At 61.3% G+C, this 21519-nt stretch carries 20 protein-coding genes; 9 read left to right on the top strand and 11 right to left on the bottom strand.

The features are described 5' to 3' along the window. Positions 1 to 145 precede the first annotated feature (145 nt). The 4 genes from plsB to AC27VU_RS15515 all read left to right on the top strand — a co-directional run bounded on the left by plsB (position 146) and on the right by AC27VU_RS15515 (position 4589). On the top strand, positions 146 to 2644 hold the full coding sequence (plsB, locus tag AC27VU_RS15530) for a glycerol-3-phosphate 1-O-acyltransferase PlsB (protein ID WP_003222085.1): 2499 nt from the start codon (positions 146 to 148) through the stop codon (positions 2642 to 2644). A 97-nt stretch (positions 2645 to 2741) separates the two neighbouring features. Next, on the top strand, positions 2742 to 3428 hold the full coding sequence (locus AC27VU_RS15525) for a hypothetical protein (RefSeq protein WP_488724388.1): 687 nt from the start codon (positions 2742 to 2744) through the stop codon (positions 3426 to 3428). Positions 3429 to 3479: 51 nt separating this feature from the next. Continuing rightward, positions 3480 to 3878: a YbaY family lipoprotein gene (locus AC27VU_RS15520; RefSeq protein ID WP_003222082.1), complete on the top strand. Its 399-nt coding sequence runs from the start codon at positions 3480 to 3482 to the stop codon at positions 3876 to 3878. 21 nt (positions 3879 to 3899) lie between these two features. Further along, the gene (locus AC27VU_RS15515) at positions 3900 to 4589 is read left to right on the top strand and encodes a DUF4197 domain-containing protein (RefSeq protein ID WP_086792179.1); all 690 of its coding nucleotides are present in this window, start codon (positions 3900 to 3902) and stop codon (positions 4587 to 4589) included. 224 nt (positions 4590 to 4813) lie between these two features. On the opposite strand, the gene AC27VU_RS15510 is transcribed toward AC27VU_RS15515, so the two are convergent. From AC27VU_RS15510 to AC27VU_RS15500, 3 genes are all read right to left on the bottom strand, one after another. Beyond that, positions 4814 to 5107 carry a hypothetical protein gene (locus tag AC27VU_RS15510; RefSeq protein WP_488724387.1) on the bottom strand — a complete coding sequence of 98 codons (294 nt, stop codon included), beginning with the start codon at positions 5105 to 5107 and terminating at the stop codon, positions 4814 to 4816. Positions 5108 to 5389: 282 nt separating this feature from the next. Next, positions 5390 to 8458, bottom strand: a complete 3069-nt coding sequence (locus AC27VU_RS15505) for an efflux RND transporter permease subunit (protein ID WP_003222078.1) — start codon at positions 8456 to 8458, stop codon at positions 5390 to 5392. A 6-nt stretch (positions 8459 to 8464) separates the two neighbouring features. Further along, the gene (locus AC27VU_RS15500) at positions 8465 to 9565 is read right to left on the bottom strand and encodes an efflux RND transporter periplasmic adaptor subunit (RefSeq protein WP_103520602.1); all 1101 of its coding nucleotides are present in this window, start codon (positions 9563 to 9565) and stop codon (positions 8465 to 8467) included. A 94-nt stretch (positions 9566 to 9659) separates the two neighbouring features. Between AC27VU_RS15500 and AC27VU_RS15495 the strand changes: the two genes are divergently transcribed. After that, positions 9660 to 10295 carry a TetR/AcrR family transcriptional regulator gene (locus AC27VU_RS15495; RefSeq protein ID WP_045122312.1) on the top strand — a complete coding sequence of 212 codons (636 nt, stop codon included), beginning with the start codon at positions 9660 to 9662 and terminating at the stop codon, positions 10293 to 10295. Between the two features lie 105 nt (positions 10296 to 10400). On the opposite strand, the gene AC27VU_RS15490 is transcribed toward AC27VU_RS15495, so the two are convergent. After that, positions 10401 to 11183: a class I SAM-dependent methyltransferase gene (locus AC27VU_RS15490; protein WP_003222076.1), complete on the bottom strand. Its 783-nt coding sequence runs from the start codon at positions 11181 to 11183 to the stop codon at positions 10401 to 10403. A gap of 93 nt (positions 11184 to 11276) precedes the next feature. Here AC27VU_RS15490 and AC27VU_RS15485 point away from each other — a divergent pair, with 93 nt between their 5' ends. Beyond that, on the top strand, positions 11277 to 11897 hold the full coding sequence (locus tag AC27VU_RS15485) for an energy transducer TonB (RefSeq protein ID WP_473020048.1): 621 nt from the start codon (positions 11277 to 11279) through the stop codon (positions 11895 to 11897). A 4-nt stretch (positions 11898 to 11901) separates the two neighbouring features. Here AC27VU_RS15485 and AC27VU_RS15480 read toward each other — a convergent pair whose 3' ends face one another. The 7 genes from AC27VU_RS15480 to ppc all read right to left on the bottom strand — a co-directional run bounded on the left by AC27VU_RS15480 (position 11902) and on the right by ppc (position 19224). Next, complete coding sequence (locus AC27VU_RS15480) at positions 11902 to 12594, bottom strand: extensin-like domain-containing protein (protein WP_473018906.1); 693 nt, start codon at positions 12592 to 12594, stop codon at positions 11902 to 11904. A 2-nt stretch (positions 12595 to 12596) separates the two neighbouring features. Then, positions 12597 to 13433: an isocitrate lyase/PEP mutase family protein gene (locus tag AC27VU_RS15475; RefSeq protein ID WP_226500552.1), complete on the bottom strand. Its 837-nt coding sequence runs from the start codon at positions 13431 to 13433 to the stop codon at positions 12597 to 12599. A gap of 30 nt (positions 13434 to 13463) precedes the next feature. Continuing rightward, entirely contained in the window at positions 13464 to 14324 is an 861-nt protein-coding gene (locus AC27VU_RS15470) for a DUF72 domain-containing protein (RefSeq protein ID WP_488724386.1), read from the bottom strand. Continuing rightward, the gene (locus AC27VU_RS15465; protein WP_003222071.1) at positions 14324 to 14632 is read right to left on the bottom strand and encodes a hypothetical protein; all 309 of its coding nucleotides are present in this window, start codon (positions 14630 to 14632) and stop codon (positions 14324 to 14326) included. Before AC27VU_RS15465 ends, AC27VU_RS15470 begins: the two co-directional genes overlap by 1 nt. Before the next feature lie 255 nt (positions 14633 to 14887). After that, complete coding sequence (gene tsaB, locus AC27VU_RS15460; protein WP_103485391.1) at positions 14888 to 15562, bottom strand: tRNA (adenosine(37)-N6)-threonylcarbamoyltransferase complex dimerization subunit type 1 TsaB; 675 nt, start codon at positions 15560 to 15562, stop codon at positions 14888 to 14890. A 93-nt stretch (positions 15563 to 15655) separates the two neighbouring features. Further along, entirely contained in the window at positions 15656 to 16303 is a 648-nt protein-coding gene (gene adk, locus AC27VU_RS15455; RefSeq protein ID WP_003222067.1) for an adenylate kinase, read from the bottom strand. 290 nt (positions 16304 to 16593) lie between these two features. Continuing rightward, on the bottom strand, positions 16594 to 19224 hold the full coding sequence (gene ppc / locus AC27VU_RS15450) for a phosphoenolpyruvate carboxylase (RefSeq protein ID WP_488724385.1): 2631 nt from the start codon (positions 19222 to 19224) through the stop codon (positions 16594 to 16596). A gap of 213 nt (positions 19225 to 19437) precedes the next feature. Here ppc and AC27VU_RS15445 point away from each other — a divergent pair, with 213 nt between their 5' ends. The 3 genes from AC27VU_RS15445 (at position 19438) to lptF (ending at position 21397) form a co-directional block, all read left to right on the top strand. After that, positions 19438 to 19782: a hypothetical protein gene (locus AC27VU_RS15445; protein WP_003222064.1), complete on the top strand. Its 345-nt coding sequence runs from the start codon at positions 19438 to 19440 to the stop codon at positions 19780 to 19782. Positions 19783 to 20147: 365 nt separating this feature from the next. Next, on the top strand, positions 20148 to 20552 hold the full coding sequence (locus AC27VU_RS15440; protein WP_003222062.1) for a DUF4398 domain-containing protein: 405 nt from the start codon (positions 20148 to 20150) through the stop codon (positions 20550 to 20552). A 56-nt stretch (positions 20553 to 20608) separates the two neighbouring features. After that, complete coding sequence (gene lptF / locus AC27VU_RS15435; RefSeq protein ID WP_003222060.1) at positions 20609 to 21397, top strand: lipotoxin F family OmpA-related lipoprotein LptF; 789 nt, start codon at positions 20609 to 20611, stop codon at positions 21395 to 21397. Positions 21398 to 21519: the final 122 nt, after the last annotated feature.

Raw genomic sequence — 21519 nt, 5'->3', positions numbered from 1 at the left:
CGGCGACAGATTGCCGAGTATATGACAGGCACGAAAACTCTCAACAGGAGTTTACTTCGCCGCTTTTTTGCCGATTTTCGATGAATCCGGCACACTGTCCGCCCCCGAGCATCTGCTCGGTTTTATCAACTCACGCAGAAGCCGTATGACCCGTTCCCCGTTCCGCCGTCTTGTGTTTGGCACCTTGCGCCGACTGTTGTATCTCTGGGTTCGCTCGGAGACGATCAACCAGTCGTCGTTCACCCTCAACCTCGACCGCAGTCGTCCGGTGTTCTACGTCCTGCAAAATCCATCGCTCACCGATCTGGCAGTAGTCGACACCGAGTGCACCAAGGCCGGCCTGCCGCGTCCGGTGCTGCCGGTGTCGGTCGGGCCGTTGATCGAACCGGCGGCGTTTTTCTACCTGACGCCGGACCCGGACTGGCTCGGCCGTCAAGACAAGCGCGGCGCACCGCCGACCCTGACCCGCCTGGTCAGCGCCCTGACCCAGAACGCCGCCGAAGACGCGCAGATCATTCCGGTCAGCGTGTTCTGGGGCCAGTCGCCGGACAGCGAAAACAGCCCGTGGAAGCTGCTGTTCGCCGACAGCTGGGCGGTCACCGGGCGTTTGCGCCGGCTGCTGAGCATCATCGTCCTCGGGCGCAAGACGCGCGTGCAGTTCTCAGCGCCAATCCACCTGCGCGAACTGATCGACCACAACAAGGGCCACGAGCGCACCGTGCGCATGGCCCAGCGCATCCTGCGCGTGCATTTCCGCAACCTCAAAGCCGCGGTGATCGGCCCGGACATTTCCCACCGGCGCAATCTGGTCAAGGGCCTGCTCAACCAGCCACTGGTCAAGCAAGCAATCGTTGAAGAGGCCGAGCGCGAGAACATCTCTCTGGAAAAAGCCAAGGCCCAGGCGTTGCGCTACGGCAACGAAATCGCCTCGGACTACACCTACACCGCGATCCGCTTCCTCGAAGTGGTGCTGAGCTGGTTCTGGAACAAGATCTACGACGGGATCAAGGTCAACCACATCGAAGGCGTGCAGAAGGTCGCTCAGGGTCACGAAGTGATCTACGTGCCGTGCCACCGCAGCCACATCGACTACCTGCTGCTCTCGTACCTGCTGTTCCGCAACGGCCTGACCCCACCGCACATCGCCGCCGGGATCAACCTCAACATGCCGGTGATCGGCAGCCTGCTGCGGCGTGGCGGCGCGTTCTTCATGCGCCGGACGTTCAAGGGCAATCCGCTGTACACCTCGGTGTTCAACGAATACCTGCACACCCTGTTCACCAAAGGCTTCCCGGTCGAATACTTCGTCGAGGGCGGCCGCTCGCGCACAGGGCGCATGCTCCAACCGAAAACCGGGATGCTCGCGATCACGATGCGCAGCTTCCTGCGCTCGTCGCGCATGCCGATCGTCTTCGTGCCGGTGTACATCGGTTACGAGCGCGTGCTTGAAGGTCGTACTTACCTCGGCGAACTGCGTGGCGCGAGCAAGAAGAAAGAGTCGATCTTCGACATCTTCAAAGTCATCGGCGCGCTCAAGCAGCGCTTCGGTCAGGTCGCGGTGAACTTCGGCGAGCCGATCAAACTCGCGGAGTTCCTCGACAGCGAACAGCCGGATTGGCGCCAACAGGAACTCGGCCCTCAGTACAAACCGGCGTGGCTCAACGAAGCCACCAATCGCCTCGGCGAGAAAGTCGCACAGCACCTGAACGAAGCGGCGGCGATCAACCCGGTCAATCTGGTGGCGCTGGCGCTGCTCTCGACCACTCGCTTGGCACTGGACGATCGGGCCATGGCGCGGGTGCTGGATCTGTATCTGGCGCTGCTGCGCAAAGTCCCGTACTCGCCACACACGACCCTGCCGGAAGGCGATGGCCGTGCGCTGATCGAACACGTGAAGGACATGGATCTGCTGTCCGAGCAGAACGATGCGCTGGGCAAGATTCTCTATCTGGACGAGCAGAACGCCGTCCTGATGACCTACTACCGCAACAACGTGCTGCACATCTTCGCCCTGCCGGCGCTGCTGGCGAGCTTCTTCCAGAGCACCTCGCGCATGAGCCGCGAACAGATCCTGCGCTACACCCGCGCGCTGTATCCGTACTTGCAGGCGGAGCTGTTCATTCGCTGGAGCCTGGACGAACTCGACGCCGTGGTCGATCAATGGCTGGAAGCCTTCGTCGAGCAAGGCCTGCTGCGCTTCGAGAAGGACGTGTATATGCGTCCGGCGCCAAGTTCGCGGCACTTTGTGCTGCTGACCCTGCTGTCGAAAAGCATCGCCCAGACCCTGCAGCGCTTCTACATGACCGTGTCCTTGCTGCTCAACAGCGGCCAGCACAGCATCAGCGCCGAAGAGCTGGAAGACCTGTGCACGGTCATGGCCCAGCGCCTGTCGATCCTCCACGGTTTGAACGCCCCGGAGTTCTTCGACAAGAGCCTGTTCCGCCACTTCATCCAGACCCTGCTCGACCTCGACGTGCTGCGCCGCGACGAAGCCGGCAAGCTGAGCTACCACGAACTGCTCGGCGAACTGGCCGAAGGCGCGGCCAAACGCGTATTGCCGGCGGAGATTCGTTTGTCGATTCGTCAGGTAGCCCTGCATCGCAGTGAAGATGCCGCCGAAACAGCGGATGCGCCGCAAGTCTGAAACTTGCCGACAACTAACGGGGACGCCCTGCAATGGCCCCGTTAGTTGATTCATGAATTAATAGGCGCCATCAACCAATCACGATACGGATATCGAGATGAGCCTGTTAAATCAACAACCCCCCAGCGTCACTTTGAACTTCAGTCTGCCAGCGGACTTTGTTGCCCCACAGGGCGGCATCAGCGAAACGCGGGTCAGCGTCAAACGCGTCAACTCTGCAGCGCCCGTCACGATCAAGGACTGGCGCCATGCTTCGCTCTATGACGCCGGATGGAAGTTTGACTTTCCCCACCCTTACAGCGATGTGGGCGTGAAGTATCAGGTCAATGTCCAGATGCTTCACAACCGCCAACCGTTGCTGATCGAGCTGGACTACTTCGTCACCGTCAACAAGGCGCCGCATCGCCAGACCTTGCACTTGAGCCCGATCGGGCAACTTTATGTCGAAGTACAGGAACCCACGACGGTCCCGGCTGAAGAAGCCGTGACCATCAGATTGCATGAACTCGAGCAGCCGCAAGTTGAACTGGTACGCGTCAACCATGACGAACAGACCGCCACTTCGTTTTATCTGAAATACGATCCGGACAGTGTCATCCCTGGCAAACGTTATGTGCTGAGCGCCGTTGAAAACCGCTACCACCAAGCGGTTCCGGTTTCACCGGGATCGATTGAACTGTCCCCTGTCACACGCGAACAACAGGCGTGGTCATTTCAGGCCCTGATGCATTGGCTGGAAAAACCCTTACGTTTGTTCACTGACGCTGACGCCAAAATCCGCTAGATTTCCTTCGGCGCCGGGATTCTTCCGGCGCAAACGTCTCAGAGGTCCCCAATGAAAAAACTCACCCTCCTCGCCGCAGCCACCCTGTTGAGCGCCTGCCAGTCGACCACCCCCGCCGGCAAGGTCGGCCTCGATGGCGAAGTGTTCTACCTGCAACGCATCGCCCTGCCACCGAGCGCGACCCTGAGCGTGAGCCTGCAGGACGTATCGCTGGCCGACGCCCCGGCGGTGGTCCTCGACGAACAGAAAGGCCCGGTCAAAGGCCAGGTGCCACTGCCGTTCCACTTGAGTTACGATCCGGCCCAGGTCAAACCCGGCCACCGCTACTCGGTCAGCGCGCGCATCGAAGTCAACGGCGAGCTGATGTTCATCACCACCGAGAACCACGCCGTGCAACTGGACGGCAACGATCCGCAGCCGCTGAAAATCCGCGTCGACGCCATTCGCTAATTGTCTTTCAAGGAAGCTGCCATGCTCCGCCCTACCCTTCGCTTCGCCGGCCTGTGCGCGGGCTTGATGATCTCTGCCAGCGCCCTGGCACTGTCGCTCAGCGACCTCTCGCAACAAGACGCCACCGGCGGCCTCAAGGACGCCCTGACCCAAGGCGCGCAAATCGCCGTCAAACAACTCGGCACTCCGGGCGGCTTCAGCAACAACCCGGAAGTGAAAATCGAACTGCCGGGCAAACTCGGTAAAGTCGCCGGCAAGATGAAAGCCTTCGGCATGGGCGCCCAGGTCGACGAACTCGAAACCGCGATGAACAAAGCCGCGGAAAGCGCCGTGACCCAGGCCCAGCCGATCCTCGTCGACGCCGTGAAGAAAATGACCGTGGCCGACGCCAAGGGCATCCTCAGCGGCGGCACCGACTCGGCCACCCAATACCTGGACAAAACCAGCCGCGAACAAATCCGCGCCAAGTTCCTGCCCATCGTCAAACAAGCCACCGACAAAGTCGGCGTAGCACAAAAGTACAACGCCTTCGCCGGACAGGCCGCGACCCTGGGCGTGGTGGATGCGAAAAGCGCCAACGTCGAAAACTACGTCACCGAACAAGCGCTGAACGGCCTGTTCGAAATGATCGGCAAACAGGAAGAAACCATCCGCAAGAATCCCGCCGCTGCAGCGACGGGTCTGGCGAAGAAAGTGTTCGGCACCTTGTAATTTTTGCCGCGGCACGAAAAAGCCCGCTGAACCTGTGAAGGTCAGCGGGCTTTTTATTGTGGGTCTGCCTTGCGGATCGACTTGATCGAGGACGCGGTTAACCGTGAGCTCAGCGAGCGATTTTTAAACAGACCAAAGAGGTAGGGGGGCTGAGGGGGCCTCTTCGCGAGCAAGCCCGCTCCCACAGTTGGATTGGGTGCAGGCAGTTGGAGATTGGTCGGCTGTCAGGCCGCCATCGCGAGCAGGCTCACTCCAACAATGGGATTGGGTGCAGGCAGTTGGAGATTGATCGGCTCATAGGCCGCCATCGCTGGCAAGCCAGCTCCCACATTTGGATTGGGTGCAGGTAGTTGGAGATTGGTCGGCTCGTAGGCCGCCATCGCGAGCAGGCTCACTCCTACAGAAAAGCAAAAGCCGACCACATGCTTTTCACCACTCAACAGGATGAGCGCAAGCTCGGCTGCAGCTCTTGATCTTGCCGTGCCGGCCCCATCGGCAGGCTGAGTGGAGGGGTTCATCCGGGGGTGGGAGCGCAGCGACCGTTTGGCGAAGCCAAATGCATCGAGAGGAGGTGCAGCGAAGCAAACCGGAGGCGATGCCCCCGGATGAACCCCGCAACGAAGGAACCCGAGCCTAAGCGAGGGCCGTACGCCGGGGCCAAGACCTTTGCTTCCTTTGGGGCGTTTGCCAAAGGGAGTCGCTGTAAAAGCGAAACCGCCAGCGGCAGCACCCGAAGCAATGGATATTCACAAAGCCCCCCCAGAACCTGGTCGGCCCAAAGGCCGCCAAGTCCAAAACCATCAAGCGTCGCGACGCACTCGGAACCAGGCCGCATACAAAGCAGGCAAAAACAAAAGCGTCAAAGCCGTAGCCACAATCAACCCCCCCATAATCGCCACCGCCATAGGCCCGAAAAACACACTGCGCGACAAAGGAATCATCGCCAACACCGCCGCCAAAGCCGTCAAAACAATCGGCCGAAACCGCCGCACCGTCGCCTCGATAATCGCCTGCCAAGGCTTAAGACCAGAGGCAATATCCTGCTCGATCTGATCCACCAGAATCACCGAGTTACGCATGATCATCCCCGACAGCGCGATCGTCCCCAGCATCGCCACAAACCCGAACGGCTGGCGGAACACCATCAGAAACAACACCACCCCGATCAACCCCAGCGGCGCCGTCAGAAACACCATCGCCGTGCGCGAAAAACTGCGCAGTTGCACCATCAGCAACGTCAGCACCACCACAATGAACATCGGCACCCCGGCATTCACCGACTTCTGCCCACGCTCCGAGTCCTCCACCGTACCGCCAACATCCAGCAGATACCCGTCAGGCAATTCGGCGCGAATCGGATCCAGCGTCGGCTGAATCTGCTGCACCAGCGTCGCCGGCTGCTCCTTGCCGTAAATGTCCGCGCGCACCGTCACCGTTGGCAACCGATTGCGATGCCAGATGACGCCTTCCTCAAACCCATATTCCAGCGTGGCAATCTGCGATAACGCCACACTGCGACCGTTATCCGTCGGCACCGCCAGACTCGGCAGCAACGACAACTCGGTGCGCTCATGCACAGTGCCGCGCAGCAGAATCTCGATCAGTTCGTTGTCCTCGCGGTACTGGCTGACACTCGAACCCGTCAGCGAACTCTGGAGGAATTTCGCGAGATTGGCCGTGCTCACACCGAGCGCCCGGGCACGGTCCTGATCGATGTTCAGGTACACCACCTTGCTCGGTTCTTCCCAATCCAGGTGCACGTTGACCACGTGCGGGTTCTCGCGCACCTTGGCCGCCACTTTGCGCGCCAAGGCGCGGACCTCTTCGATGTGTTCACCGGTGACGCGGAACTGCACCGGATAGCCAACCGGCGGGCCGTTTTCCAGACGCGTGACCCGCGAACGCAACGCCGGGAATTGCTCGTTCAACGTGTCGATCAACCAGGTGCGCAGGGTCTCGCGCTCCTCGATGTTTTTCGCCAACACCACAAACTGGGCGAAGCTCGCCGCCGGCAGTTGTTGATCCAGCGGCAGGTAGAACCGCGGCGAACCGGTGCCGACATACGCCACATAGTTGTCGATGCCGGCGTGATCCTTGAGCATCGCCTCCAACCGTTTGACCTCGGCCGTGGTGTTGGCCAGCGAAGCCCCTTCAGCCAGTTTCAGATCGACCATCAATTCGAGCCGGTTGGAGGCCGGGAAGAACTGCTGCGGCACGAAACGGAACAGCATCACCGACGCAATAAACAGCCCCACCGTCAGCACAATCACGGTTTTGCGGTGCGCCACGCACCACTCCACCAGACGTCGCACCCGTTGATAGAACGGCGTGCCATACGGGTCGGCCTGCCCGTCGGTCGTGCCGTGTTTGGCGGCATGAATCTTCGCCAGATCCGGCAAGAGTTTTTCCCCCAGATACGGCACGAACATCACCGCCGCCACCCATGACGCGAGCAACGCGATGGTCACCACCTGGAAGATCGAACGGGTGTATTCGCCGGTGCCGGACTGCGCGGTGGCAATCGGCAGGAAGCCTGCAGCGGTGATCAGCGTGCCGGTGAGCATCGGGAACGCGGTACTGGTCCAGGCGTAGCTCGCAGCCTTGATCCGATCGAAGCCCTGCTCCATTTTGATCGCCATCATTTCCACGGCGATGATCGCGTCGTCCACCAGCAGCCCCAGCGCCAGTACCAACGCGCCGAGGGAAATCTTGTGCAGACCGATGCCGAGGTAATACATGCAAGCGAAGGTCATCGCCAGCACCAGCGGAATGGTCAGCGCGACCACCATGCCGGTGCGCACACCGAGGGAGAAGAAGCTCACCAGCAACACGATCGCCAGTGCCTCGACCAACACCTGGACGAATTCGCCGACACCGGTTTTCACCGCTGCCGGTTGGTCGGACACCTTGCGCAGCTGCATGCCGGCCGGGAGGTTCTTTTGCAGGCGCGAGAATTCGCCCTCCAGCGCTTTACCCAGCACCAGAATGTCGCCGCCGTCCTTCATCGCCACCGCAAGACCGATGGCGTCTTCGCCCATGAAGCGCATGCGGGGCGCCGGTGGATCGTTGAAACCGCGACGCACGTCGGCGACATCGGAAATGCGGAACGTCCGATCACCGACCCGGATCGGGAAATTCTTGATCTCGTCGACCGTCTGAAAATTCCCCGAGACCCTTAGCTGCACACGCTCGCTGCCGGTCTCGAAGAAGCCGGCGGTGGACACCGCGTTCTGCTCTTCCAGCGCCTGCTGTACCGCCGCCAGTGGCAAGCCAAGGGTGGCGAGTTTGACGTTGGACAGCTCGACCCAGATTTTCTCGTCCTGCAAGCCAAGCAGATCGACCTTGCCGACATCCTTGACCCGTTGCAGTTGGATCTGGATACGGTCGGCGTAATCCTTGAGCACCGCGTAGTCGAAACCGTCGCCGGTCAGCGCGTAGATATTGCCGAAGGTGGTGCCGAATTCATCGTTGAAAAACGGCCCTTGAATCCCCGGCGGCAAGGTCTGGCGAATGTCGCTGACCTTCTTGCGCACCTGATACCAGAGGTCGGGAATGTCCACCGAATGCATGGAGTCGCGGGCAATAAAGGTGACCTGGGATTCACCCGGGCGGGAGAACGACACGATGCGTTCGTACTCGCCGGTTTCCATCAGTTTCTTTTCGATGCGTTCAGTGACCTGACGCGAGACTTCCTGCGCGGTCGCCCCCGGCCAACGGGTCTGGATGACCATGGCCTTGAAGGTGAACGGCGGGTCTTCGCTCTGGCCGAGTTTGGTGTAGGACAAGGCGCCGACGATGGCCAGCAAAAGCATCAGGAACAGTACGATCTGGCGATTACGCAACGCCCATTCGGAAAGGTTGAAGCGCATCGGGACTTACTCCTTGTCCGCCAGATTGACCACACGGTTGGAGCGATCCACAGGCCGCACCTGCTGACCTTCGAGCAATACGTGAACGCCGGCGGCGACTACCCAGTCGCTGGCGTTGAGGCCTTCGAGCACCGGCACGCTTTTCTCGCCGAACGGGCCGATGCGCACCGGGGTCTTTTTCAGGGTGTTGTTGGCGCTGACGACCCAGACGTAGGTCGCGCCGTTTTCCGCGGTGAGCGCCGAGAGCGGCACCGACAGCGGCACGGCATCCGCCGATTGCACAAACACCCGGGCGCTCTGCCCGAGTTCCGCCGGGACCTTGCCACTGGTGAACGAGATGCGTGCAGCGAAGGTGCGGGATTTCGGATCGGCTGCCGGCGACAGTTCACGAATCTGCCCGGCGAAGCGCTGGTTCTGCTGGGTCCACAGTTCAACGGTCACTGGCTGGCCGACTTTGAACCGTCCGAAGCTCTGCTCCGGCAGGCTGATCGACACTTCGCGCTCGCCATCAGTGGCGAGGGTGAACACGGTTTGCCCGGCGGCAACCACTTGCCCGACTTCCACCGAACGCTTGGCCACCACGCCGTCCTGCGGTGCGCGCAGCACGGCGTAACTGGCCTGGTTGGTCGAGACGTTGAATTCGGCTTTGATCTGCTTGAGACGGGCTTCGCCGGAGCGGTAGAGGTTTTCCGCATTGTCATAGGCGGAACGGCTGACCATCTGCCGCTCCATCAGGGTCTTGTAGCGGTCACGCTCGGCGCGCACCAGATTCAGATTGGCTTCAGCGGCGGCGACCTGTGCACGGGTGGCTTCCAGCTGCAGGCGCACATCCTGCGGATCGAGTTCAGCCAGTGGCTGATCGGCTTTGACCCGCTGACCTTCTTCGACCAGTCGTCGGCTGACTTTGCCGCCAATGCGGAACGCCAGATCGGGTTCGTAGCGCGCGCGTACTTCGCCCGGATAACTTTCCATCGCCTGCGCCGAAGGCTCTGGCTGCACCACCATGGCCGGTCGAACGCTGACTTGCGTCGCCTCTTCCTGACCGCACGCGGACAATAAAAAAGCCAGGCTGACTGGCACGGCAAACGACAACGCATGGCGGAACATGGTGACGGACCTTTCGCTAATGGTGCTTGGAATATTTATACTGGCCGGTATGGTATTAATAGCAAACTCACCAGTCCAGTATTAAAAGCGAAGAATGTCGAACAATCTTTCAGCTCCAAACGGCCCGGGCCGTCCGAAGGACCCGGCCAAGCGCCGGGCGATCCTCGATGCGGCGAAAACCCTGTTTCTGAGTCACGGCTACGCCAACACCAGCATGGACGCGGTGGCCGCCGAGGCTGGCGTGTCGAAACTGACGGTTTACAGCCACTTCAATGACAAGGAGACGCTGTTCTCCTCCGCCGTGATGGCCAAATGCGAGGAGCAGCTACCGCCGCTGTTCTTCGAATTGCCCGCCGGAATCCCCGTGGAAAAAGTGTTGCTGAACATTGCCCGGGGCTTTCATCAGCTGATCAACAGCGACGAGTCGGTGAATCTGCACCGCTTGATGATGGCGCTGGGTACGCAAGATCCGAAGCTGTCGCAGATTTTCTTCGAAGCCGGTCCCGAGCGCATGGTGCAAGGGATGGAGCGGCTGCTGAAACGCATCGACGAGACCGGCGCGCTGCGCATCGATCAGCCGCGTAATGCGGCCGAGCATTTCTTCTGCCTGATCAAGGGCGCGGGGAATTTTCGCTTGCTGTATTGCTGCGGTGAGCCGCTGAGCGAAGAGGCTTCAGAGAGTCATGTGCAGGAAGTGGTGGGGTTGTTCATGCGGGCGTATCGGCCCTGATTCTGCGGTGTTTTTGCGGACGCCTTCGCGAGCAAGCTCGCTCCCACATTGGATTGCATTTCAGATGTGGGAGCGAGCTTGCTCGCGAATGGACGCAACTCGGTCTCAGGGTTTCAACGCTTTCTTCGGGTAAATGTCATATCGACTGGATTTACCATCCAGCGCATGGCTCGGTTTCGGCCCCTCGATGCATGGCGCCTTGCGCGGACGCTTGACCACCACCCGATGCGTCGCCAGTGCCAATGCCGCTTCGAGCAGCGCCGGTGCATCCGGATCATCCCCGACCAGTGGCCGGAACAGGCGCATTTCCTTCTTCACCAGCGCGGTTTTCTCGCGGTGCGGGAACATCGGGTCGAGGTAGATCACCTGCGGCGGCTCGCCCTCCCAGTTGCGCATGACTTCGATGGAGTTGCCCTTGAGCAGCTTCATCCGCGCGACAATCGGCGCCACGTCGAAATCTTCCGCCGCCCGCGCCAGACCATCCTCCAGCAGCGCACCGATCAGTGGCTGACGCTCGATCAGGCTCATCTCGCAACCCAGACTGGCCAGCACGAACGCATCCTTGCCCAGCCCCGCCGTGGCATCCAGCACCCGTGGGCGCACGCCCTGGGCGATGCCGACCGCCTTGGCGATCATCTGCCCGCTGCCGCCACCGTACAGACGCCGATGCGCCGCGCCACCCTCGACGAAGTCCACGCGCACCGGCCCCGGGGCATCCGGGCCGAGCTGTTGCAGCTGCAAACCCTGCTCGCCGACCTGCAAGGCAAACTCGCCGTCGTCCACCTGCAGCGGCAGGCCCAGACGCTCGGCCCACTGCTCGGCCTGCGCTTCAAACGTCGGGGCAAGGGCCTGGACATGGATGCGGCAGGCCGCGGGTTGCTCAATCATGAAAACACGCTCAAAAAAGTTAAGGATCGGCAAAAAGTGGCCGATAAAACAATCAACGCGCATTTTGCCAGAGCTGAGCGTCAACCGAAAAAAATGTCAGGCATTCTTCCCACATCGATTGGCTACATTTCGCCCAAGGGCGACTTCAGCCGTCATAACACTCAAGCATTGGGCGGCGTCAGTCACCTGTGGCAGGATTTCTTTGCCCAGGCTCTGGCCGAACAGACGAGTGATGTGGTGCCGGCCTGTGGCACCTTTCCACCGGTTGACCTGAACAGCCCGGAAGAACCGACCCTGGGCAGCGAGCTGCACGCGCACATCGTCGAGCAGCGTCAGTGCGACGTGGTCGACACCGAAGTGCGTCCGCCGGAGCCGCTGTTCCTGCCGATCGCCGAGTTCGAAACCGACCTGCTGGACAAGCCGTTCCCACCGTTCCCGCCAGAAGAACTCAAGGCTCAGCAAGAGCAGCAGGATTTCGACAGCAGTTGGGTCCGGCCGATCGTGATCAACAACGGTCAGCCTGTGCCAGAGCCTGGCCCGGCGCCGCAGAAAAAGCCGCTGTACCTGCCGATTGCCGAATTCGATCTCGATCTGCTGCAAAAACCTTATCCGCCGTTCCCGCCGGAAGAAATTGCCGAGCAACAGAAGGCACTGAACTTCGATAACGGCTGGGCGCGCCCGATCGTCCTGCAGAACCTGCGCCTCGCCGCCTGACACCTCAGCGACACACGCTCCAGCGCCCGACATCGACATGGAAGTGATTGCGATGGGCGGCGTTGTAATCCGGACTCAACACCACACTGAACGCCTCGCAGGCGCCGTCGCGCACCTGCCGCAGAAACCGTGCGTCCTGATTCTGCTTCGGCCAGTCCTTGAGCACGCTGATGCTGCGCCCGTCCGCCAGACGAAAACCGGCAATGTCCAGCGCATCGGCACTGGCATGCCGGCTGAGCGCCCCGCTCTCGCGGTTATAGACATTGCGACAGGCAAAGCTGCCGAGGTGATCAAGCCGCGCCACCCTCTGCCCGTAAACAGATTGCGCGGCGGGTTGCAGGGTATGCCGCTCAAACATCGCGTAAGCCACCGCCAGCGGGCAACTGGCGAGGAAGCTGCTGCTCAGCGCCACCTCGCCGCCCTGCACGCGCACGGCGTCAACCAAAGGACACTTGGCGTCGGGGCTGTCGGCTTGCGCTGTGACGCGCAGACCCGAGCTGCTCAGGACTTGTGCGCATAACTCGGGATTGCCGCGCAGGCGCATCAGTTTGAAACCGGTCAGCCAGTTCGGCGCGGCCTTCACGTCCAGCGGCGCCCACGGATTCCACTCGGCCGGTACGTCGAGCCAGCCGCGCCAGACGCTGACCACGGCGCCAGCAATCACCAACAGTACCGACAGCGCGATCCAGCGGCCCATGCTCAGCCTTTGAAAAATTGATTGGCCTTGGCGTACGGCATCGATTGCGACGTGAAGCCGAACGTGCCGTGCTGCTGGATTTCTTCTGCCGCGCGGAAGAACTCACCGAACGCCGCCAGGGCCAGTGCCGAACCGGTACTGATGCGCCGCACGCCCATTTCTTCGAGCTCCTTCACGGTCAGTTTCAAACCGCCGGACATCAACACATTGACCGGCTTCGGCGCCACTGCGCGCACCACCGCCAGCACTTCTTCGGCGTTACGCAAACCTGGCGCGTATAGCACGTCGGCGCCGGCCTCGGCGAAGGCTTGCAGGCGGCGAATGGTGTCGTGGATATCGGGATTGCCGTGCAGGTAGTTTTCCGCGCGAGCGGTAAGGGTGAAGGGAAATGGCAGTGTGCGCACGGCGGCGACAGCAGCTTCGATGCGTGCCACGGCATGTTCAAAGCAGTAGATCGGTGCGTCGGCACGGCCCGTGGCGTCCTCGATCGAACCGCCCACCGCGCCGGCCTCGGCGGCACGCAGCAAGCTTTTGGCGCACTCGGCCGGGTCATCGGCGAAACCGTTTTCCAGGTCCACCGCCACCGGCAGATCGGTGGCCGCGACAATTGCCCGGACATTGGCCAGGGTGTCATCGAGACTCAAGGCGCCGTCGGCCTTGCCTTGGGAAAATGCGTAACCGGCACTGGTGGTCGCCAACGCCTGATAGCCCAGACTGGCGAGCATCTTCGCCGAGCCGGCATCCCACGGGTTGGGAATCACGAAAATCCCCGCACCTTCATGCAGGGCTTTGAAGGCTTGGGCTTTGCGGGCTTGTTCGTTACGGGCGTGGGCGTCCATCGGCAGGCTCCTGAGCAGGGAAAATCCGCCTCAGAGCAAGCCGAGTTGCTCGGCGGCGGGTTCTCTGTATAGCTCAGGCAGGGATGGCAGGCCAGGCAAACGTTGCATCAATTGTGCGTGAAAACGTTGCGCCAGCTTCGCCGCCATGACGTTGTCGGCGGTGTGCAGGAAGATGTAGGGCGTGCGGCCCTCTTCGATCCACTCGGCAATTTTCGCCACCCATGGCACCAGGAACGGGTCGTTGGCCTCAAGCTCGGGGTGGCCGATGAAGCGCACCTGCGGGAACTGGGTGAACGCCGCCGGACGGGTCGGTACCCGGGGCTTTTTCGATTGCGCGTGGATCACCGAAGACTCGGTCGACAGGCAACTGAACAGCGCCCGTGGATCGAGGCAGATGCGTTCTACGCCACGGTCGAGCAGCAAGCGATTGAGCAGGCGTTCGCTCTCACCCTTGGCAAAGAACTGTTCGTGACGCACTTCCACCGCCAGCGGCCGGTCCAGCGCGTCGATGAACGCGGTCAGCTCCGGCAGTCGATGCGGGGTGAAGCTTTTCGACAATTGCAGCCACAGCGGCGAAACACGTTCGCCGAGCGGGCTGAGCAGGTTTACGAAAGTTTCGGCGGCGGTCAGTTGATCGCGCAGGTCACCGCTGTGGCTGATGTCGCCGGGAAACTTGGCGGTGAAGCGAAAGTGTTCGGGCATGGTCTCGGCCCAACGCTGCACAGTGACCGGCGAGGGGCTGGCGTAGAAGGTCGTGTTGCCTTCGACGGCGTTGAACACTTGGGAGTAGAGAGCGAGGAAGTCGGAGGTCTTGGCGTCTTCGGGGTACAGATACTCGCGCCAGGCGTTTTCACTCCAGGACGGACAACCGAGGTAGTAAGGCAGATCCATCAGATGTACAAGTCGAGGCCCAACACATCCGCATCCCAATCGACAAAACCGGCGGTGCTCAGGTAGCTGGCCAGGGCCATTGCTACGCTTTTGCTCATGGCGCGGTGATAAATCATGTCTTGCTGACGGGCAGGCAGATTGGCAAGGCGTTGTGCGGAGGCTTTGGCAGCGCGGGCGGCCAGTTGCTCTTCAGTCGGGAATTCCAGCTCGCCGTCGATATCGTCGACGGATTCATCCAGCGCCACATTGCCTTTGCGAGGCTTGCGCTTGATGGGGTAGGACTGAGAGGAGAGGCCGTCTATACGCATAAATTCATGCTCGGTATCGATGATGGCAATTTAGCGGCACTTGACCGACTTAGCAAACTGCCGAGTGATAACTAGAACACATAAAGCGTAAAAGGTTTAAAGCGCGGGGTTGGAAACTGACGATTGGCAGTGACTTTAATTGAACACCGGATATGTGGGAGCGGGCTTGCTCGCGAAAGCGGTGTGTCAGGCACCTGGATAGAGACTGACATGGCCTCTTCGCGAGCAAGCCCGCTCCCACAGGTTTTGTGGTGATCAGCGAGCCTTCGGGGTGGCAACTTTATCGCGCAGATAAACCGGTTGCGCATCATCGGCAGGGATCGACTCACCGCGTTCCCAGGCAAACCGCGCCAGGGTCAGCAGGTCTTCAGCGTGAGGCAGCATGCCGGCGTCCTGACCAGACAGACTGACCGCGATCCGCTCACCATAGCCCCAACCGGTACCGGCACCGAACCACTCACCGCTGGCATCGGCCGGCAATGCCGCGACTTCCGGCGGCAGTACCGCTTCGACACCGACCAGACGCATCTCGCCCGCCGTTTCGCGGTAGCAGCCCCAATACACTTCATCCATCCGCGCATCGATGGCCGCTGCGACCTGGCTCACGCCGTGTTCGCGATACGCACGTTGCGCCAGTACAGCGAGGTTTGACACCGGCAGCACCGGACGATCCAGCGCGAACGCCAGCCCCTGCACCACGCCGATGGCAATCCGCACGCCGGTAAACGCACCCGGCCCGCGACCGAACGCGATGGCGTCCACCGCTTGCAGCGTGGTGCCGGCATCGGCCAGCAGTTGCTGGATCATCGGCAGCAGTTTCTGCGCGTGCAAACGCGGGATCACCTCGTAATGGCTCGTGACCTTGCCGTCATGCAGCAAGGCAACGGAGCAAGCTTCGGTCGCGGTGTCCAGGGCCAGCAAGGTGCTCATCGATGTATCCAAAACAGGTGGTGGAAAAAGTGCGTCAGTATAAACAACTACGGCCCGCAAGCGGGCCGTGGATGATGCAGCCAATCAGCTTTTTCAGCTCAGCGCTTCGAGCACCTTGGCGGTGATCGCTTCCACCGAACCAACGCCCGGGATGTGGCTGTACTTCGGCTTGCCGTTGGCAGCGGAGAGCTTCTGGTAGAAGTCCACCAGCGGCTTGGTCTGCGAATGGTAGACCGACAGGCGATGACGCACGGTTTCTTCGGTGTCGTCCTTGCGCTGCACCAGATCGTCGCCGGTAACGTCGTCTTTGCCAGCCACTTTCGGCGGGTTGTAGACGATGTGGTAAACGCGGCCGCTGGCCTCGTGAACGCGACGACCGGCGATACGCTGAACGATTTCTTCGTCTTCAACAGCGATTTCAACCACGGCGTCCAGCTCGACACCGGCGGTTACCAGTGCTTCGGCCTGTGGAATGGTGCGCGGGAAACCGTCGAACAGAAAGCCGTTGGCGCAGTCTGGTTGAGCGATGCGATCCTGCACCAGCGCGATGATCAGGTCATCCGACACCAGACCGCCGGCATCCATGATGCTCTTGGCTTGAACGCCCAGCGGAGTGCCGGCCTTGACCGCAGCACGCAGCATGTCGCCGGTGGAGATTTGCGGAATGCCGAATTTCTCGGTGATGAACTTAGCCTGAGTACCTTTACCGGCCCCGGGAGCTCCCAGCAGAATGACGCGCATCGATGTGCTCCTCAATTTTTTATATAGAAAACAACAGGATTCGCCTCTTGGGGCGGATCTTAAAAATATGGGTCGTGGCCGCACAAACGGCCAAAGGCTGATCAAGATACACAGCAGGCTGCGCCCACACAAGACGCCAAAAGTCGGAGAAACCGCCGCCTGCCGCGACCTTGCGACCCGGTGAGCCAAGTCGCAACCCCATCACTAACTGTCGCCTGACCGCACTTTCTCCCTGTGTACAAAGCGGCACCCGGCCTGTGCACCGGGCGCCCGATACCAGCGCAGAAACCTTAGCCGGTATTACGCAAACCGGCGGCGATCCCCGCCACAGACACCAGCAGCGCCTGTTCCACCGGGCTGCCCTGCTCGACATTCTGTTGCCGCGAACGGGCCAACAGCTCGGCCTGCAATAGATGTAGCGGATCGAGATAGGTGTTGCGCAGACGGATGAATTCCAGGGTGTCCGGGCTATGTGCCAGCAGCTGCGACTGGCCGGTCAGGCCGAGTACCACCGCGCACGCCTGCGACAATAGGTCGCGTAACTGCGCGCCCAACGGCAGCAAGTCCGGCTCGACCAGACGCTGATCGTACGACAGCGCGATGTCGGCGTCGGCCTTGGCCAGAACCATTTCCAGCATGTCGATACGGGTGCGGAAGAACGGCCACTGTTCGCGCATCTGCCCGAGCAGTTCGCCCTCGCCACGCTCCAGCGCCTTGCTCAACGCGGTTTCCCAGCCGAGCCAGGCCGGCAGCATCAGACGGGTCTGGGTCCAGCCGAAGATCCACGGAATCGCCCGCAGGCTCTCGATCCCACCGGCACGGCGCTTGGCCGGACGGCTGCCAAGGGGCAAGCGCCCCAGTTCCTGCTCCGGCGTCGATTGGCGGAAATACTCGACGAACTGCGGATTTTCCCGCACCACGGCGCGATACGCGGCGACGCCGTCGGCGGCCAGTTCATCCATCAGGTGGCGCCATTCGGGCGTCGGTGGCGGTGGCGGCAACAACGTCGCTTCCAGCACGGCAGCCAGATACAGATTGAGGTTCTGCTCGGCGATGTCCGGCAGGCCGAATTTGAATCGAATCATTTCGCCCTGCTCGGTGGTGCGGAACCGCCCCGCCACCGACCCCGGCGGCTGCGACAGGATCGCCGCGTGCGCCGGACCGCCGCCTCGGCCCACGGTGCCGCCGCGACCGTGGAACAGCAGCAGTTCGACTTGCTGCTCGCGGCAGATCTCCACCAGCCGCTCCTGGGCGCGATATTGCGCCCAGGCCGCAGCGGTGGTGCCGGCATCCTTGGCCGAGTCGGAATAACCGATCATCACTTCCTGCGGGCCTTGCAGCCTGGCGCGGTAGCCCGGCAACAGCAACAGACGTTCCATCACCGGCCCGGCGTTGTCGAGGTCGGCGAGGGTTTCGAACAGCGGCACCACGCGCATCGGCCGCAGCACACCGGACTCTTTGAGCAGCAGTTGCACCGCTAGCACGTCGGAGGCGGCGCCCGCCATCGAGATCACGTAGGAACCCAGCGATGCACTCGGTGCGGCAGCGATTTCCTTGCAGGTGGCGAGCACTTCAGCGGTGTCGGCGGACGGTTTGAAATGCGCCGGGAGCAGTGGCCGACGATTGCTCAATTCGCGAGTGAGGAAGCTGATGCGCTGTTCCTCGTCCCAGTCTTCGTAGCGACCGAGGCCGAGGTAGTCGGTGATTTCAGTCATCGCCGAGCTGTGTCGCGTCGAATCCTGACGCACATCAAGGCGCACCAGGAACAGGCCGAAGGTCACCGCCCGACGCAGGCAATCGAGCAACGGCCCATCGGCGATCACGCCCATGCCGCATTCGTGCAACGAGTTGAAACACAGTTCCAGCGGATCGAGCAGATCGCGGTTGTTGTGCAACACGTCAGCCGGTGCCGGCGTGTTGGCCGTCAGCGACGCCTGTGCCCAGTTGCGCGTGGCGCGCAGGCGTTCGCGCAATTGCTTGAGCACCGCACGGTAAGGTTCGGCGCTGTCGCCGGCCTTGGCCTTGAGCGCGTCGCTGGCCTGCTGCATCGACAGTTCAGCAGCGAGGTGATCGACATCGCGCAGGTACAGATCGGCAGCCATCCAGCGCGCCAGCAACAGCACTTCGCGGGTCACCGCTGCCGTGACGTTCGGGTTGCCGTCACGGTCGCCGCCCATCCACGAAGCAAAGCGGATCGGCGCCGCCTCCAGTGGCAAACGCAGGCCGGTGGCAGCAAACAACGCCTGATCGGCCTTGCGCATGTGGTTGGGAATCGCCTGCCACAGCGAGTGTTCGATCACCGCAAACCCCCACTTGGCCTCGTCGACCGGGGTCGGCCGGGTGCGGCGGATTTCTTCGGTGTGCCAGGCTTCGGCGATCAGCCGTTGCAGGGTGTTGTGGATCTGTTCGCGCTCGGCGCTGGTCAGGTCGCGATGATCCTGCGCGGCGAGTTGCGCGGCGATCGCGTCGTACTTCTGGATCAGCGTGCGCCGCGCCACTTCGGTCGGGTGTGCGGTCAGCACCAGTTCGATTTCCAGGCGCGCCAGTTGCCGGGCCAGGGATTCGGCGCTGTGGCCTTCATTGCGCAGGCGGGCGAGCAGTTCCGGGAGCACGCGGGATTCGAACGGCGCCGGCTGCGACTCTTCGCGACGATGAATCAATTGATACTGCTCGGCGATGTTCGCCAGGTTGAGAAACTGGTTGAACGCCCGCGCCACCGGCAGCAGTTCGTCTTCGCTCAACTGATTGAGGCTGGCGCTGAGTTCGGCGTCCATCGAGCCACGCCGGTCGGCCTTGGCGCCCTTGCGGATCTGCTCGATCTTGTCGAGAAATTCCTCGCCGTACTGGTCGCGGATGGTATTGCCCAACAGCTCACCCAACAGGTGAACGTCCTCGCGCAAGCGTGCATCAATATCGGTCATCAGCAGTTCTCCAGCGGTAATCGGGACGGCTCAGAAACGAATGCTTTGCCCAGAGAGTGCCGCTCTACGGCGCTTCTTACAAGCAGACGACGAAGGGACTTTAAACCTTGGGGCTTGGAGCTAGTCTCAATAGCAAGCCGTACAACGGCTTGCCCCCGGCCCCGCCGGACACTCACCCAGGCCTGCCACGAGCAGGCGCGAAATGAGGTCATCATGAAAATTCGTGAACTCGCCCAGCATTGGGAAGAAAACGCCAAGGGTCGCCTGACCGACACCGGCTACACGATTCATCTGGACGTCGAGGCCGCTGCGCGGCTGGCGGCGATTGCCGAGATGTACCCCAAACGCCACCCGGAAGAACTGCTCGGCGAACTGATCGGCGCCGCGCTCGAAGAATTCGAGGCGAGCCTGCCGTATGTGAAAGGTTCGACCGTGGTCGCCACCGATGAGGAAGGTGATCCGCTGTACGAAGACGTCGGGCCGACACCGCGGTTTCTGGCGCTTTCTCGCCGGCATCTGCAGGACTTGTCCGCCGCTGCCGGCAAGCAAAAACACTGACACAACAAAGATCAAACTGTGGGAGCGAGCTTGCTCGCGAATGCGGTATTTCAGCCGACATTGATAGCGACTGATTCACCGCATTCGCGAGCAAGCTCGCTCCCACATTGATCGTGTTCAATTTCAAAAATCGTACATTTTTTACTCGCGCGTACCTCTCCCCGCCTCCAAAGTTCCCGGTTTAGAGCCTTGTCCGTTTGGTCAAAAAAAAATTTGGCGATAGGCCATCTTTTCTGAACTTTTGAAAAACGCCTCCGGTCGGAAGCTGTAACCACGCCTGGAACGAGCGTTTCAAAAACTCGCTTTACACGACGCTCGCGGCTCCTCGACCAGGATGGATTTTCAGTTTTATCAGGAGTTAAACAATGGAGTTGAAGACCATGAAGACCCAAACCTCGTTCTCCCACCTGCGCGGTCTGAAACTGGCTGCTCTGGCTATCGGTACCAGCTTCGTTCTGGCCGGTTGCGCCGGTAACCCACCGACCGAGCAGTACGCCGTGACCCAATCGGCGGTCAACAGCGCCGTCAGCGCCGGTGGTACCGAGTTTGCTGCGGTGGAAATGAAGCAGGCGCAGGACAAGCTGAAACAAGCCGAAATCGCCATGCACGACAAGAAGTATGAACAAGCTCGCACCCTCGCCGAACAGGCCGAATGGGATGCGCGTGTAGCAGAACGCAAGGCTCAGGCCGCCAAGGCCGAACAGGCTCTGAAGGATTCCCAGAAAGGTGTTCAGGAACTGCGTCAGGAAAGTCAGCGCACCGTGCAGTAAGCGCGCATCCCGAATCGCAAAGCTGAAACTTTTATCGATAGAAAGGACGACAAATTATGCGTAAGCAACTGATGATCCCCGCTCTTCTGGCCGCAAGCGTTGCCCTGGCTGCCTGCTCCACTCCGCCTAACCCGAACCTGGAACAGGCGCGCACCAACTACGCCGGCCTGCAGGCCAACCCACAGGCCAGCAAAGTCGCTGCCCTGGAAACCAAGGACGCCAGCGATTACCTGGACAAGGCCGACAAGGCTTATCTGGACAAGCAAGACGCTGCCAAGGTTGACCAACTGGCCTACCTGACCAACCAGCGCGTGGAAGTGGCCAAGCAGACCATCGCCCTGCGCACCGCTGAAAACAACCTGAAGAACGCTGCCGCGCAACGTGCCCAGGCCCGTCTGGACGCTCGCGATCAGCAGATCAAACAGCTGCAGAACAGCCTGAACGCCAAGCAGACTGATCGCGGTACCCTGGTGACCTTCGGTGACGTGCTGTTCGCCACCAACAAGGCTGACCTGAAATCCAGCGGTCTGGTGAACATCAACAAACTGGCGCAATTCCTCCAGGAAAACCCTGATCGCAAAGTGATCGTCGAAGGCTACACCGACAGCACCGGCGCGGCGTCTTACAACCAGTCGCTGTCCGAGCGTCGTGCGACCTCGGTTCAAGTCGCACTGATCAAGATGGGCGTAGATCCTTCGCGCATCGTGGTTCAGGGTTATGGCAAGGAATACCCGGTTGCCGACAACGGCAGCGTCTCGGGCCGTGCGATGAACCGTCGTGTGGAAGTGACCATTTCCAACGACAACCAGCCAGTGCTGCCACGTTCGGCCGTCAGCTCGAACTAAGCGTCACGCAGTAACGCAAAAGCCCCGCCTGACTGAGTCAGGCGGGGCTTTTTTTGGCCATACATATTCCCCTGTGGGAGCGGGGGGGGGGGGGGGGGGGGGGGGGGGGGGGGGGGGGGGGG

This window comes from Pseudomonas sp. 14P5.3.2 (genome assembly GCF_057799175.1).
Note: the sequence above shows the minus strand (reverse complement) of the source record. Positions and strands in the feature narration are given on the sequence as shown.